The 14,663-nt window shown below is 70.6% G+C and carries 11 protein-coding genes and 2 pseudogenes; 10 read left to right on the top strand and 3 right to left on the bottom strand.

Going from position 1 to position 14,663, the window contains the following annotated elements:
• Both LE548_RS05265 and LE548_RS05270 read right to left on the bottom strand, forming a co-directional pair.
• A pseudogene (locus tag LE548_RS05265) lies at positions 1–360 on the bottom strand (amino acid transporter); the annotation flags it as partial.
• 217 nt (positions 361–577) lie between these two features.
• Positions 578–883, bottom strand: coding sequence for a GNAT family N-acetyltransferase (locus LE548_RS05270; RefSeq protein ID WP_225095449.1), 306 nt, complete (start codon positions 881–883; stop codon positions 578–580).
• Positions 884–1,270: 387 nt separating this feature from the next.
• Here LE548_RS05270 and LE548_RS05275 point away from each other — a divergent pair, with 387 nt between their 5' ends.
• The 9 genes and pseudogenes from LE548_RS05275 (at position 1,271) to LE548_RS05315 (ending at position 13,442) form a co-directional block, all read left to right on the top strand.
• The gene (locus tag LE548_RS05275) at positions 1,271–3,769 is read left to right on the top strand and encodes an ATP-binding protein (RefSeq protein WP_225095450.1); all 2,499 of its coding nucleotides are present in this window, start codon (positions 1,271–1,273) and stop codon (positions 3,767–3,769) included.
• Positions 3,769–4,572, top strand: a complete 804-nt coding sequence (locus LE548_RS05280; RefSeq protein WP_225095451.1) for a DUF4118 domain-containing protein — start codon at positions 3,769–3,771, stop codon at positions 4,570–4,572. The genes LE548_RS05275 and LE548_RS05280 overlap by 1 nt, the downstream gene beginning before the upstream one ends.
• Before the next feature lie 109 nt (positions 4,573–4,681).
• Positions 4,682–5,218: pseudogene (locus LE548_RS05285) on the top strand (amino acid permease); the annotation flags it as partial.
• Between the two features lie 257 nt (positions 5,219–5,475).
• Positions 5,476–5,565 (top strand): K(+)-transporting ATPase subunit F, encoded by a 90-nt coding sequence (gene kdpF / locus LE548_RS05290; protein ID WP_037770757.1) that lies wholly within the window; start codon positions 5,476–5,478, stop codon positions 5,563–5,565.
• Between the two features lie 8 nt (positions 5,566–5,573).
• Positions 5,574–7,238 carry a potassium-transporting ATPase subunit KdpA gene (kdpA, locus tag LE548_RS05295; RefSeq protein ID WP_225095452.1) on the top strand — a complete coding sequence of 555 codons (1,665 nt, stop codon included), beginning with the start codon at positions 5,574–5,576 and terminating at the stop codon, positions 7,236–7,238.
• The gene (gene kdpB, locus LE548_RS05300; RefSeq protein ID WP_225095453.1) at positions 7,235–9,367 is read left to right on the top strand and encodes a potassium-transporting ATPase subunit KdpB; all 2,133 of its coding nucleotides are present in this window, start codon (positions 7,235–7,237) and stop codon (positions 9,365–9,367) included. Before kdpA ends, kdpB begins: the two co-directional genes overlap by 4 nt.
• 5 nt (positions 9,368–9,372) lie before the next feature.
• Positions 9,373–10,080 carry a potassium-transporting ATPase subunit C gene (locus LE548_RS05305; RefSeq protein ID WP_225095454.1) on the top strand — a complete coding sequence of 236 codons (708 nt, stop codon included), beginning with the start codon at positions 9,373–9,375 and terminating at the stop codon, positions 10,078–10,080.
• A 133-nt stretch (positions 10,081–10,213) separates the two neighbouring features.
• Positions 10,214–10,897: a response regulator gene (locus tag LE548_RS05310; protein WP_225095455.1), complete on the top strand. Its 684-nt coding sequence runs from the start codon at positions 10,214–10,216 to the stop codon at positions 10,895–10,897.
• A 1-nt stretch (position 10,898) separates the two neighbouring features.
• A complete protein-coding gene (locus LE548_RS05315) occupies positions 10,899–13,442 on the top strand; it encodes a sensor histidine kinase KdpD (protein ID WP_225095456.1) in 2,544 nt (847 codons plus the stop codon).
• 5 nt (positions 13,443–13,447) lie between these two features.
• On the opposite strand, the gene LE548_RS05320 is transcribed toward LE548_RS05315, so the two are convergent.
• On the bottom strand, positions 13,448–14,014 hold the full coding sequence (locus LE548_RS05320) for a universal stress protein (RefSeq protein ID WP_225095457.1): 567 nt from the start codon (positions 14,012–14,014) through the stop codon (positions 13,448–13,450).
• 317 nt (positions 14,015–14,331) lie between these two features.
• Here LE548_RS05320 and LE548_RS05325 point away from each other — a divergent pair, with 317 nt between their 5' ends.
• Entirely contained in the window at positions 14,332–14,658 is a 327-nt protein-coding gene (locus LE548_RS05325) for an SAV_915 family protein (RefSeq protein WP_225095458.1), read from the top strand.
• Positions 14,659–14,663 lie beyond the last annotated feature (5 nt).

Here is a 14,663-nt window from a genome sequence, read left to right on the forward strand (position 1 = left end):
CTGCCAGAAGGACAGCAGCCGCTCCAGCATGGCGATCGAGCCCTCGCCGTGCGGGCTCTCCTCGGCGACCCGGCGGTACACCGGAAGCGCGCCGGCCAGGGTCACGATGACGAGGACGATGGTCGCGATCGGCCCCAGCAGGCCGGCCGCGAGCGCCGCGATGCCCGGCTGGTAGCCGAGGGTGGAGAAGTAGTCGACACCGGTCAGGCACATCACCCGCCACCACCGCTGCCCCTGGTGCGGGGGCTCCGGCTCGGCGTGGGGCTCCGGGTGGCCGCCGTTCTTGCCCATGTCGGACAGGCCCTCCAGCATCCACGTCCGCAGGCGGCTGGTACTGGGAGGGTGTTCGGTGGTGGCCATCGACGCGCTCTCCTGATGTGGGGCTCAGCGTGGGGTTTCGGCCATCACACGGACGGCCGCACCAGCGTAAGCGGAGAGTGACACCTGAGCCCACGGATCATCTCGCCGGAGGGCGTCAATCTTCCGTTAAGACCAGTGGGGTGAACGCTGCCCGCACGTCAAGGTCTGAGGCTTCCCCTTGCCCGGAGAGCGACTGCGCCCTACAGGGGAGGGCGCGTTACGCGCTGAGGTTGCGTCGGCTCCCCACCGGGCTGCCGACGGCGTAGCGGATGTATTCGCGGACCAGCCGGAAACCGGCGCTCCAGGACAGGAGGCGACTGGCCCGGTCGTGGACCGAGCAGTTCCAGCTGGGGATGTGTCCCCGAGCGCCGATGTCGACACACAGAGCGTTGACACAGGCCAGGGCCAGGTGGTGGCGTGTGCGGCCGGGGGCGGTGTGGACGGCCACGTCCTCGTAGCGGGTGCCGTGGAGTAGGTGCAGGCCACCGCCTGGATGCGTCCCGTACGGCCCACCGCGGCCCATGCGTGCCCCGAGGCGGCGAGACCGCGCGGTCCGCTCCAGCCGGCCGAGAGCCAGGGCGTGTCCGGGCCGAGGACGCGCACGGCGTCGACGTCCATCGGTTCCAGGCGCCGGACAGTCATCGCACGCGGGATACCGGCGGGCTGGGCGCGGCGATGCTCCTGGCCGTGTCGGGGCTGCGGCCACGGCCGGCCGAGTTCCGCTGAGCTGCCATGGGCAGCTGCCCTCACCCCATCGGGCCAGGGCACGTCAAGGCGGTGTCAAGGTCCCCGGCACCGCCGCCAAGAAATCGCTAACACTCACGCCGAACGCTCCGTGAAGCGGCTTTCTTGGAGGAGGAGCTTTGCCGAGAAGGGGAGTTGGATCAGTGAGCGGAGCGCGTCGACGGCGATGAGTGACGTACGGTCCGGACGGCTGAAGGTCTACCTCGGGGCGGCCCCGGGGGTCGGCAAGACGTACCGGATGCTCGACGAGGGGCGGCGCCGCGCCGCCCGCGGTGCGGACGTGGTGGTGGGCTTCGTGGAGTGCCACGGGCGCCCGCACACGCAGGCGATGGTCGACGGCCTGGAGGTCGTCTCCCGGGCCCGGTGCACCTACCGCGGCGGAGACTTCGAGGAGATGGACCTGGCCGCGGTCCTCGGCCGCCGCCCGCAGGTGGCGATCGTGGACGAGTTCGCCCACAGCAACGTCCCCGGCGACGGCCGCAACGCCAAGCGCTGGCAGGACATCGAGGCATTGCTCGACGCCGGCATCGACGTGATCACCGCGGTGAACATCCAGCATCTGGAGTCCCTCAACGACGTGGTCGAGAAGATCACCGGGGTGCCGCAGCACGAGACCCTGCCCGACGAGGTGGTCCGGCGGGCGTGGCAGATCGAGCTGGTGGACATGCCTCCTGAGGGCCTGCGCCGCCGTATGGCACACGGCAACATCTACGCCCCCGAGAAGATCGACGCCGCGCTCGCCAACTACTTCCGGCCCGGCAACCTCACCGCCCTGCGGCAGCTCGCGCTGCTGTGGGTGGCCGACCGGGTGGACGAGGCCCTGCAGGAGTACCGCTCGCAGCACGGCATAGGCGGGGTGTGGGAGACCCGGGAGCGGGTCGTCGTCGCCCTGACCGGTGGCCCGGAGGGGGACACCCTGGTCCGGCGGGCTGCCCGCATCGCCGACCGGTCGGCGGGCGGCGACCTGCTCGCCGTACACGTGGCCCGCAGCGACGGCTTGGCCGGTGGGGTTTCGGCGGCCTCGCTGGCCCGGCAGCGCCGGCTGGTGGAGGACCTGGGCGGCAGCTACCACTCCGTGGTCGGCGACGACGTGGCCACCACCCTGGTGGAGTTCGCCCGGGCCGAGAACGCCACCCAGCTGGTGCTGGGCACCAGCAGGCGGGGACGGCTGGCGCGGTTCCTGACCGGGCCCGGCACGGGGGAGACCGTGACCGAGCTGTCCGGCGACATCGACGTGCACCGGGTCACCCACGAGCGGGCCGGGCGCGGCACGCTGCTGCCCTCCCGCCGACGCACGCTGTCGACGGCCCGGCTGATCGCGGGCCCGGTGGCCGGACTGGTGCTGCCGGTCCTCCTCACCACGGTCCTGGCCCAATTGCGGGGCACGCTGAACCTGACCAGTGAGGCCCTGCTGTTCCTGCTGGCCGTGGTAGGCGTGGCCTGCATAGGCGGGGTCGCTTCCGCGGTGATCGCGTCGGTGACGGCGTCCCTGCTGCTCAACTACTGGTTCATCCCGCCCATCGGCGCCTTCACGCTGGACGATCCGAACGCATTGCTGGCCCTGGCGGTGTTCGCGGTCGTCGCGGCCACTGTCGCCGCGGTCGTCGACCGTTCCCTGCGCCTGGGCCGCCGTTCCGCCCGGGCGACCGCCGAGGCTGAGACCATGTCGTCCCTGGCCGGCAGCATCGTGCGCGGGGAAGCGACCATTCCGGCCCTGCTGGAGCGCACCCGCGAGACCTTCGGCATGGAATCGGCGGACCTGGTGGACGAGCCACCGGACGCGACGGCCGGGGTGACGGCCGTAGCGGCGGGCCCCGGTGCCTGTCTCGTGCTGCGCGGCCGTACTCTCTCCTCCTCCGAGCGGCGGGTGCTGGCCGCGTTCGCCGCGCACGTGGGCTCCGCGGTGGAGCGGGCACGGCTCGCTGAGGCGGCGGCTGAGGTGGAGCCGGTCAAGGCTGCCGACCGGCTGCGCACGGCCCTGCTGCGGGCCGTCGGCCACGACCTGCGCACCCCGCTCGCCGCCGGCTGGGCCGCCGTCACCTCCCTGCGCAGCCGGGACGTCGAGTTCTCCCTGGAGGACCGTGAGGAACTTCTGGCCGCCGCCGACGAGTCCATGGCCAAGCTCAACCGGCTGGTGGAGAACCTTCTCGACCTCAGCCGGCTGGAGGCCGGCGCCCTCACGCTGAACCTGCGAGAGACCTCCCTGGAGGAGGTGCTGCCGATGGCACTGGCGGACGTGTCAGAGGTCGAGGTGGCGGACGTGGAGTACATCCCGGCGGTGCTGGCCGACCCGCCGCTGCTGGAGCGGGTGATCGCCAACCTGGTCGGCAACGCCGCCCGCCACAGCCCGCCCGGGCAGCGGGTGCTGGTCACCGCCAGTGCCCTGGCGGGCCGGGTGGAGCTGCGGGTGGTGGACCGGGGGCCGGGGCTTCCGCCCGAGGGCCGGGAACGGCTCTTCGAGCCCTTCCAGCGACTCGGCGACACCGACAACACCACAGGACTCGGCCTTGGGCTGGCCCTCGCGCGGGGACTGACCGAGGCGATGAACGGCACCCTGAACCCCGAGGACACCCCCGGCGGCGGACTGACCATGGTCGTCTCGCTGCCGTTCGCGGCACGCACGGCGGGTGCCGAACCGACCGAACAGAGCGTAGGAGGTGCGTGATGAGCACTGTGCCCGGCACCTGGAAGCTGCACCGCACGCGAGGAAGCCAGTCTGCGCGGCCCTTGCCGCTGCGGGACCGGCTCGCCCTGACGGCGGGCCTGGCCGCCCCGTTCCTCGTGGCCCTGGCGCTCGTCCCGTTCCGTACGAGCCTCACGCACACGAACGCTGCCCTTGTCCTCGTCGTCGTGGTCGTCGCCGTGGCTGCCCTGGGAAGCCGTACGGCGGGTGTGGTCGCGGCACTGTCGGCGGCGGCCTGGTTCGACTTCTTCCTCACCCGGCCGTACGAGACCTTCGACATCACCGCCTCGGCGGATATCGAAACGGCAGTGCTGTTGCTGGTCGTCGGCGTGATCGTCGCCCAGCTCGCGGCCTGGGCCCGCCGGCTGGAGGTCATGACGGTGACCGACGCGGACCACCTCGCGCGGATCCATCGGACGGCCGACCTCGTGCAGTCCGCCAACTCGGCGGACATCGTGGTCGACCACGTCCGAGGCGAGCTGACCGGCCTGCTCGGACTGCGCGCCTGCCGCTTCGAGTACGGCGCGCTCCTGGGCCGCCCGCCGCGCCTGGAGAAGGACGGCGGCGTGACGGTGGGCCGCCGCACCTGGAACCCGGACACCGACGGGTGGCCGGAGGGCGAGATCGAGCTGCGCGCGTACGGCAACGGCCACTACCTCGGCCGCTTCATGCTCACCCCCGGCCCGGGACCGGTGCCCCCGCTCCAGGCCCGGCTGGTCGCCGTCACCCTGGCCGACCAGACGGGTGCCGCGCTGGACACGGCGGGACCAGTACGCGGGGGATGAGACCGCCTTCCCGGACGGCGGCGGCTCGTACGCCGTGGCGAAGACGCACCTGGGCGCGCGGACCAGCCTGGTGGCCGCCGCCTCGCTGGTGCTGGACTACGTCCTCAGCGACGGCGCCTGGCTGATAGTCATCGCTCTGCCGCTGCTGGTGGCCGCCTTCGAGATCGTGCACCGCGCCTACCGCAGGATCGGCGAGCGGCTCGGCCTCGGCCGTGTTCCGGAGGACCCGCACCGCCGGCGGTCGCTGGTGATCGTCCCGGTGTCCACGCTGTCCCGGCTGACCTCCGAGGCGCTGACCGCGGCCGCCTCCCTCGGAGACGAGGTCCGCGCGGTGACCGTGTGCTGTCCAGACCCCGAAGACCGGTCGCAGCTGCACATCTTGGAGCGTTCCTGGGCGGAGTGGGAGCCCGGGGTCGAGCTGGTACGGCCGGCCTGTGCGCGGCGCAGCCTCGGCCGGCCCATCGCCGCCTACCTGCGCGAGGTCACCGCCGCAGAACCGGCCACACGGGTCACCGTGCTGATCCCCGAGGCCGAGCCCGAGCGGCATGGGCAGCGGCTGCTGCAGAACCAGCGGGGCGCCGTCGTCGCGCACGCCGTGCGCCGGGAAACGGACGCCGTGATCTGCCGGCTGCGCTTCCGGCTGTGAGCCAGGTCACCGACTGCCACAGCCGCCTGCTGACCGGTACGAGTCAGGAGTCGTAAGAGTCCCGTCAAAGGTCCGGGGTCCGCCGTAAGAGGGCCGTCAACGGGCGACCAGAACCGGCCAGAGAGGCGCTTTCCTCTAAGCGTCCGTTTCAACCGAACCTCACTCCAGGAGTTCACGATGGCCGATCTGGCCTTCGTCGTCACCGTGCTTGCGGGCTTCGCGCTGGTGGCCCTCGTCGCCAAGGGGGTGACGAAGCTGTGACCGTCGAGAACGTCGTCGGCCTGGTCGTAGCCGTCGCCCTGCTGGGCTATCTCGTCCTCGCCCTGATCTTCCCGGAGAGGTTCTGAGAACAGACATGGGTCCCCAACTTGCCGGCCTGCTCCAGCTGATCGCCCTCATAGGCGCCCTGGCACTCGCCTACGTCCCCCTCGGCAACTACATGGCCAAGGTCTACTCCTCGAAGAAGCACCTGCGCGTCGAGAAGTGGATCTACAAGGCCATCGGTGCCAACCCCGACACCGAGATGACCTGGCCCGCGTACCTGCGCGGTGTTCTGGCCTTCTCGGCCGTCAGCGTCCTCTTCCTCTACCTGCTGCAGCGGCTGCAGGGCGTCCTGCCCGGCTCGATGAAGTTCGACTCCGTCAACCCGGCGCAGTCGTTCAACACGGCCGTGTCGTTCGTGACGAACACGAACTGGCAGTCGTACTCCGGCGAGCAGACGATGGGGCACGTCGTGCAGACCGCGGGTCTGACCGTGCAGAACTTCGTCTCCGCGGCCGTGGGCATGGCTGTCGCCGTCGCCCTGGTGCGAGGCTTCGCCCGCTCGCGCACCGGTGAGCTGGGCAACTTCTGGTCCGACCTGGTGCGTGGCACGCTGCGGATCCTGCTGCCGGGTGCCGCGGTCGCCGCGATCGTGCTGGTGGCGTGCGGTGTGATCCAGAACTTCTCCGGCATCCACGAGGTCGGCCAGTTCATGGGCGGCTCGCAGCAGTGGAACGGCGGCGCGGTCGCCTCGCAGGAGGCGATCAAGGAGTTCGGCACCAACGGTGGCGGTTACTTCAACGCCAACTCGGCCCATCCCTTCGAGAACCCCACGCCGTTCACCAACCTCCTGGAGATCTTCCTGCTCCTGGTGATCCCGTTCTCGCTGACCCGCACCTTCGGCGTGATGGTCGGCAACGTGAAGCAGGGCTATGCGATCCTCGCCACGATGTTCACCATCTGGCTGGGCTTCGTCCTGCTGATGATGTGGAGCGAGTTTGCCCACCACGGCGCGGCGCTCCAGGCCGCGGGTGGTGCGATGGAGGGCAAGGAGGTCCGCTTCGGTGTGGGCTCATCGTCGATCTTCGCGGTGTCGACCACGCTGACCTCGACCGGTGCGGTGAACTCCTTCCACTCCTCGTTCACCGGCCTCGGCGGCGGTATCACCATGCTGAGCATGATGCTGGGCGAGATCGCGCCCGGTGGTACGGGTTCCGGCCTGTACGGCATGCTGATCATGGCCGTGATCGCGGTGTTCATCGCCGGTCTGATGGTCGGCCGTACGCCCGAATACCTGGGCAAGAAGATCGGCGGCCGCGAGATGAAGCTCGCCGCCTGCTACATCCTCATCACCCCCGCCCTGGTACTGGTTTTCACGGCCGCCTCCATGGCCCTGCCGACCCCGCCGCACTCGATGCTGAACTCCGGCGCGCACGGGTTCTCCGAGGTCCTGTACGCGTTCACGTCGGCGTCGAACAACAACGGCTCGGCCTTCGCCGGTCTGAACGCGAACACCGACTGGTACAACACCATGACCGGACTCGCGATGCTGCTCGGCCGCTTCCTGCCGATGGTGTTCGTGCTGGCGCTGGCCGGCTCGCTCGCCGAGCAGAAGCCGGTGCCGGTGACCGCGGGCACCCTGCGCACCGAGAAGCCGCTGTTCACCGGCCTGCTGGTGGGCGCGATCCTGATCATCACCGGTCTGACGTACTTCCCGGCCCTGGCGCTGGGTCCGCTGGCCGAGGGGCTGGCGTCATGACCACCCGAACGGAAAACCACGAGGACGCGATGTCCACACCCACCCTTGCGCCCCACCAGGACGCACCCACCGGGCACAAGCCCGCCGAGGGCCGTGTCGGAGCGGGCCTCTTCGACCCCAAGGCGCTGCTCAAGTCGCTGCCGGACGCGTTCCGCAAGCTGGACCCGCGGGTGATGGTCAAGTCGCCCGTGATGTTCGTGGTGTGGATCGGCTCCGTCCTGACCACCGTCTTCTCCTTCCAGCACGCGAGTGACTGGTTCGGCTGGACGATCAGTGTCTGGCTGTGGCTGACGGTGATCTTCGCCAACCTGGCGGAGGCGGTCGCCGAGGGCCGCGGCAAGGCGCAGGCCGACACCCTGCGCAAGGCCAAGACCGACACCGTCGCGCGCCGGCTGCTCGCGGACGGCACGTCCGAGGAGCAGGTTGCGGGCACCGAGCTGACCATCGGTGACCTGGTCGTCTGTGAGGCAGGTGACGTCATCCCCGGTGACGGCGATGTCGTCGAGGGCGTCGCGTCGGTGGACGAGTCGGCGATCACCGGTGAGTCCGCGCCGGTCATCCGTGAGTCCGGCGGTGACCGCTGCGCGGTGACCGGCGGTACGAAGGTGCTGTCCGACCGGATCGTCATCAAGATCACGACGAAGCCCGGTGAGACCTTCATCGACCGGATGATCAACCTGGTCGAGGGCGCGGCCCGGCAGAAGACGCCGAACGAGATCGCGCTGAACATCCTGCTCGCCTCGCTGACCATCGTGTTCCTGCTGGCGGTGGCGACCCTGCCGCCGTTCGCGACGTTCGCGGGCACGCACCTGACCATGGTCGTGCTGGTCGCCCTGCTGGTCTGCCTGATCCCGACCACCATCGGCGCCCTGCTCTCCGCGATCGGCATCGCGGGCATGGACCGGCTGGTGCAGCGCAATGTGCTGGCGATGTCGGGGCGTGCGGTCGAGGCCGCCGGTGACGTCTCCACACTGCTGCTGGACAAGACCGGCACCATCACCCTCGGCAACCGCCAGGCCGCCGAGTTCGTACCGGTCCACGGCACCACCGAGGCGGAGGTCGCCGACGCGGCCCAGCTGTCGTCCCTCGCGGACGAGACCCCCGAGGGCCGCTCCATCGTCGTCCTCGCGAAGGAGAAGTACGGGCTGCGCGAGCGCCACCAGGGCGAGCTGTCCGGCGCCGAGTGGATCGAGTTCACCGCCCAGACCCGCATGTCGGGCGTGGACGTCGACGGACGGAAGATCCGCAAGGGCGCCACCGCCTCCGTCATCGCCTGGGTGAAGGAGCGCGGCGGCACCGTCGCCGAGGACGCGGACACCGTCGCGAACCGCATCTCCGAGGCGGGCGGCACTCCGCTGCTCGTCGCGGTCGAGGACGAGCAGGGCGCCCGCGTCCTGGGCGTCATCCATCTGAAGGACGTCGTCAAGGAAGGGATGCGGGAGCGGTTCGAGGAACTGCGCCGCATGGGCATCAAGACGGTCATGATCACGGGTGACAACCCGCTGACCGCCAAGGCGATCGCGGAGGAGGCCGGCGTCGACGACTTCCTCGCCGAGGCCACCCCCGAGGACAAGATGGCCCTCATCAAGCGGGAGCAGGCCGGCGGCAAGCTCGTCGCGATGACCGGTGACGGCACCAACGACGCCCCGGCGCTCGCGCAGGCGGACGTCGGCGTGGCGATGAACACCGGTACGTCGGCCGCCAAGGAGGCCGGCAACATGGTCGACCTCGACTCCAACCCGACCAAGCTGATCGAGATCGTGGAGATCGGCAAGCAGCTGCTGATCACGCGCGGCGCGCTGACGACGTTCTCCATCGCCAACGACGTCGCGAAGTACTTCGCGATCATCCCGGCGCTGTTCGCGGCGGTCTACCCGGGCCTGGACAAGCTGAACATCATGCAGCTGTCCTCGCCGAACTCCGCGATCCTGTCGGCCGTCATCTTCAACGCGCTGATCATCATCGCGCTGGTGCCGCTGTCCCTGAAGGGCGTGCGCTACCGGCCGATGAGCGCCGACAAGATGCTCCGCCGCAACCTCGGGATCTACGGCATCGGCGGCCTGATCGCGCCCTTCATCGGCATCAAGATCATCGACCTACTCATCTCCCTCATCCCCGGAATCGGCTGATCGCCATGAACAACTCCGTAACGAACACCGTCCGGTTGCTCGGGGCGGGCCTGCGCGCCCTCCTCGTGCTGACCCTGGTGACCGGCGTCATCTACCCGCTGGTCGTCACCGGCATCGCCCAGGCCCTGTTCAACAACAAGGCGAACGGCTCGGAGATCAAGGCGGACGGCAAGGTCGTCGGCTCGTCCCTCATCGGGCAGTCGTACAACCTGCCGCTGAAGAAGGGCCAGGACACCCCGGACCCGGACCTGAAGTGGTTCCAGGGCCGTCCGGCCAACGGCCTCGGCGTCAACAGTGTCAACACGCGGTACCACCTGATCGTGTCCGGGGCCACCAACCTGTCCGCCGACAGCGGTGCGGTGAAGGGCACGTGCCCGGACAAGCCCGCGGACAAGACGCTCTGCGCACAGGTACTCGCCGCCAGGGCCGCCGTCGTCATGGACAACTCGGTCCCCGGCTACACGGTCAAGCCGTCCGACGTCCCCGCCGACGCGGTGACCTCCTCCGGCTCCGGACTGGACCCGGCCATCTCCCCGGCCTACGCCGAACTCCAGGTCCACCGCGTCGCTGCGAAGAACGGGCTGTCCGTCGCCCAGGTGGAGAAGCTGGTCAAGGACCACACTGAGGGCCGCACCCTCGGCTTCATCGGCGAGCCGCAGGTGAACGTCCTGGAACTCAACATCGCGCTCAAGGACCTCGTGGCGAAGAAGTGACGGCCTTACGCGATCCACACGGGAGTCGGCGGTCCGGGAGGCATCCCGGGACCGCCGGCTCCCGCAGCCGTGAAGTCGGCCGCCCCGCTTCCCGTGCCCACGGCCCGACGCATGACAGGAGAGGCACACACCCATGACCAGGGTGCTCGTGGTGGAGGACGACCCGCAGCTCGTGCGGGCCCTCGTCATCAACTTGCAGGCACGTCACTACGGCGTGGACGCCGCCCCCGACGGCGCCACGGCCCTCCGGCTCGCCGCCGCGCGCCAGCCCGACGTGGTCCTCCTCGACCTCGGCCTGCCCGACATGGACGGCGTCGACATCATCAAGGCGCTGCGCGGCTGGAGTCGCGTACCGATCATGGTCCTGTCCGCCCGCCAGGCGTCCGACGAGAAGGTCGCCGCGCTCGACGCCGGCGCCGACGACTACGTCACCAAGCCGTTCAGCATGGACGAGTTGCTCGCCCGCCTGCGAGCCGCCGTCCGCCGTACCGAGGACACCTCGCTCGTCCCCGAGACGACGCTGGTCGAGACGGAGCACTTCAGTATCGACCTGCTCGCCAAGAAGGTCCTGCGGGACGGGAAGGACGTCCGGCTGACGCCGACCGAATGGCACCTGCTGGAGATCCTGGTGACCAACCCCGGCCGCCTGATCACGCAGAAGCAGCTGCTCCAGGAGGTCTGGGGCGTCTCGCAGAGCAACAAGACCAACTACCTGCGGGTCTACATGGCGCAGTTGCGCAGGAAGCTGGAGACGGATCCCTCCCACCCCCGCTATCTGATCACCGAGCCCGGCATGGGCTATCGCTTCGAAGGATGACATGGCACGCGGCAAGCTCCGGATCTACCTCGGCGCGGCACCCGGCGTCGGCAAGACGTACGCGATGCTGTCGGAGGCACACCGCCGTATCGAGCGGGGCACCGACTGTGTCGTGGCCTTCGTCGAACACCATCACCGGCCGCGCACGGAGGTGATGCTGCACGGCCTGGAACAGGTGCCCCGCAAGGAGATCGAGTACCGGGGCGCCACCTTCGGCGAGATGGACGTCGACGCCGTGCTGCGCCGGGCGCCCGCCGTCGCCCTGGTGGACGAGCTCGCCCACACCAACGTCCCCGGCTCGCGCAATGCCAAGCGGTGGCAGGACGTGGAGGAGCTGCTCGCCGCCGGGATCGACGTGGTCTCGACTGTCAACATCCAGCACCTGGAGTCACTCGGCGATGTCGTGGAGTCGATCACGGGGGTGCGCCAGCGCGAGACCGTCCCGGACGAGGTGGTACGGCGGGCCGACCAGATCGAGCTGGTCGACATGTCGCCGGAGGCGCTGCGGCGCCGGATGGCGCACGGGAACATCTACCAGCCGGACAAGGTCGACGCGGCCCTGTCCAACTACTTCCGCCCCGGGAACCTGACCGCGCTGCGGGAGCTGGCGCTGCTGTGGGTGGCGGACCGGGTCGACGAGTACCTGACCGCCTACCGCAGCGAGCACCGGGTCTCCAAGATCTGGGGCTCCCGGGAGCGGATCGTGGTCGGCCTGACCGGCGGCCCCGAGGGGCGCACGCTGATCCGGCGGGCGGCCCGGCTCGCCGAGAAAGGCGCCGGCGGCGAGGTGCTGGCCGTCTACATCTCCCGCAGCGACGGCCTGACCGCGGCCTCCCCGAAGGAACTGGCCGTACAGCGCACGCTGGTGGAGGATCTGGGCGGCACCTTCCACCACGTGGTCGGCGACGACATACCGGCCGCCCTGCTCGACTTCGCACGCGGCGTCAACGCCACCCAGATCGTCCTGGGCGTCTCGCGCCGACGCAGTTGGCAGTACGTCCTCGGGCCCGGGGTCGGCGCCACGGTGGCCGTGGAGTCCGGTCCGGACCTCGACGTGCACCTCATCACGCACGACGAGGCGGGCAAGGGACGGGGACTGCCGGTGGCGCGCGGCGCCCGCCTCGGACGCTCCCGGGTCATCTGGGGCTGGGCCGTGGGAGTGCTCGGCCCCGCCGTGCTCACCTGGCTCCTCACCAGTGCCGTACCGGACGTCGGCCTCGCCAACGACATGCTGCTGTTCCTGACGCTGACGGTGGCTGCGGCCCTGCTGGGCGGCCTCTTCCCCGCGTTGGCCTCCGCGGTGGTCGGCTCCCTGGTGCTCAACTGGTACTTCACGCCGCCCGTCCACACCCTGACGATCGCCGACCCGAAGAACATCGTCGCCATCGCGATCTTCGTCGGGGTCGCCGTGTCCGTGGCCTCGGTGGTGGACCTCGCCGCCCGCCGCACCCATCAAGCCGCCCGGCTGCGCGCCGAGTCGGAGATCCTCTCCTTCCTCGCGGGCAACGTCCTGCGCGGTGAAACCACCCTGGAGGCGCTGCTGGAACGGGTGCGGGAGACCTTCGGCATGGAGTCGGTGGCCCTGCTCGAACGGACCGGCGAGACGGGACCCTGGACCCGCGCCGGCAGCGTGGGGCCGCAGCCGGCCGAGGTTCCGGAGGACGCGGACGTCGACGTCCCCGTGGGCGACCACATGGCCCTCTCCCTGCGCGGCCGCGTCCTGCCCGCCGCCGACCGCCGCGTGCTGGCCGCGTTCGCCGCGCAGGCCGCCGTCGTCCTGGACCGCCAGCGCCTGCAGCGCGAAGCCGATCGCGCCAAGGAACTGGCCGAGGGCAACCGCATCAGGACCGCGCTGCTCGCCGCCGTCAGCCACGACCTGCGCACCCCGCTCGCAGGTATCAAGGCCGCGGTGACCTCACTCAGGTCGGACGACGTCGAGTGGTCCGAACAGGACCGGGCGGAGCTGCTGGAGGCCATCGAGGAGGGCGCCGACCGGCTCGACCACCTCGTCGGCAACCTCCTGGACATGTCCCGCCTGCAGACCGGCACCGTCACCCCCATCATCCGCGAGAGCGACCTCGACGAGGTCGTGCCCATGGCGCTGGGCGGGGTGCCGGAGGACAGCGTGGACCTGGACATCCCCGAGACCCTGCCCATGGTGTGGGTCGACCGGGGCCTGCTGGAGCGGGCCGTCGCCAACGTCGTCGAGAACGCCGTCAAATACAGTCCGCCGGGGGAGAGGGTGCTGGTGTCCGCGAGCGCCCTGGCCGACCGGGTCGAACTGCGGGTCGTGGACCGTGGGCCCGGTGTTCCGGACGAGGCCAAGGACCGCATCTTCGAGCCCTTCCAGCGGTACGGCGACTCGCCGCGCGGTGTCGGCGTCGGCCTCGGACTCGCGGTCGCCCGCGGCTTCGCCGAGGCCGTAGGCGGCACCCTGCACGCCGAGGACACGCCCGGCGGCGGCCTCACCATGGTGCTCGCCGTGCCCACGGCCCCGGCACGGCGTCCGGAGCAGCCGGACCTGCCGGCCGGCGCTGCCCGCTGAGGAGATCAGGCGCCGGGCGGCACGGACCCGAACTCCCGCTGAAGACGCTCCATGTCCAGCGGCAGCCGCAAGGCATTCCTCCGGTGCACGGCTGCCAGAGCTGCCTGCAGGGGCGACGGCGGCACCGCGAGCACGGGGCACGCGGCGTGGGCGAGACAGTAGCGGCTGACCGAGGGCCACAGCGCACGGTGCAGTCGGCCCCGACCGCCTGCGCCGACCACGAGGATGTCGTCCTCCCGGTCGGCTGTCCGCACCAGAGCCGGCCCGGGTGCGCCTCGTACGACGAGCGCGTGTCCGGGCAGCCCGGTGTCCGTGCTGCCGAACACGTCGCACAGCGCCTTGAGCAACCGCTCCCGCGCCAGCCGGTCCCACTCCTCGACCATGACGGCCGCGGCCGGGAACCTGCGGGCGGCAGGATCCCCGCCGGGCGGCTCCCAGGCCAGCACCGGCCAGAGCTCCGCCCCTCGCCGCCCGGCCTCGTCGGCCGCCCGGCTCATAGCGGTGAGACTGCCCGGCGAGCCGCTCACTCCCACCACGAAACGAGTTGCTGAGGACGGACGGGACTCGGACATCGATTTCACCGTTCTGCACACGCCGGCAGCGGCTTCCGGACCGGCGATTCTTCTCGGAGCCGCTTCCATCTCACCTCTGCCCGAGGCTTTCGAACAGTCCGCACGCCCGTTTTTGGCACCCTTCTGACGTCCCTTTCCACGTCCTCTCGCCAGGGCGTCAGCGTCGCGTCAAGGTCGTCCCCCTCACCATCAGCATCCCGTCAGGGCACGTCCGGAACCCGGGAACACCGGGCATACCGTCGAGGGCGAGCCCCGGTCCGCCTCCCCGCGTCCGGGGCACCCAGATCCCACGCTCCCTGCCCTTCGGGAGGCACCCCATGGCAGAACTCCGCTACGGCGAAGACCCCGAGCCCTCCGATCCGTCCCCGGCCGGACCCCTGTACGTCCCGGTCCGGCCGGGCCCCTCCGGCTGTGCGGCCCGGCTCTTCCGCACCCCGCTCGGCGACCGCACGGCCGTCGGCTTCACCTCCGCACTCCGGCTGACCGCCACGCTCGGACCCGACCAGGCGTGGATCCGTCTCGCCGAGCCCGCACTGCGGGCGCTGGCAGCCCCGCTCGGTGTCACCACCGTCACGGTGGACCCGCAGTTCACCGCCCCGGCTCCCAGGCCGATGCCTGCGCCGGCACCCGCGTTCGCCGCCTGAAAGGG

It is taken from the genome of Streptomyces sp. CoH27 (assembly GCF_020181035.1).
GTDB classification, from domain to species: domain Bacteria; phylum Actinomycetota; class Actinomycetes; order Streptomycetales; family Streptomycetaceae; genus Streptomyces; species Streptomyces camelliae.

Coding starts and splice junctions, on each gene's coding strand:
- LE548_RS05325 (WP_225095458.1), top strand. CDS start 14,332: ATGGCAGAACTCCGCTACGGCGAAGACCCCGAGCCCTCCGATCCGTCC.
- LE548_RS05270 (WP_225095449.1), bottom strand. CDS start 883: ATGGGCCGCGGTGGGCCGTACGGGACGCATCCAGGCGGTGGCCTGCAC.
- LE548_RS05275 (WP_225095450.1), top strand. CDS start 1,271: ATGAGTGACGTACGGTCCGGACGGCTGAAGGTCTACCTCGGGGCGGCC.
- LE548_RS05310 (WP_225095455.1), top strand. CDS start 10,214: ATGACCAGGGTGCTCGTGGTGGAGGACGACCCGCAGCTCGTGCGGGCC.
- LE548_RS05305 (WP_225095454.1), top strand. CDS start 9,373: ATGAACAACTCCGTAACGAACACCGTCCGGTTGCTCGGGGCGGGCCTG.
- LE548_RS05320 (WP_225095457.1), bottom strand. CDS start 14,014: ATGTCCGAGTCCCGTCCGTCCTCAGCAACTCGTTTCGTGGTGGGAGTG.
- LE548_RS05315 (WP_225095456.1), top strand. CDS start 10,899: ATGGCACGCGGCAAGCTCCGGATCTACCTCGGCGCGGCACCCGGCGTC.
- kdpA (WP_225095452.1), top strand. CDS start 5,574: ATGGGTCCCCAACTTGCCGGCCTGCTCCAGCTGATCGCCCTCATAGGC.
- LE548_RS05280 (WP_225095451.1), top strand. CDS start 3,769: ATGAGCACTGTGCCCGGCACCTGGAAGCTGCACCGCACGCGAGGAAGC.
- kdpB (WP_225095453.1), top strand. CDS start 7,235: ATGACCACCCGAACGGAAAACCACGAGGACGCGATGTCCACACCCACC.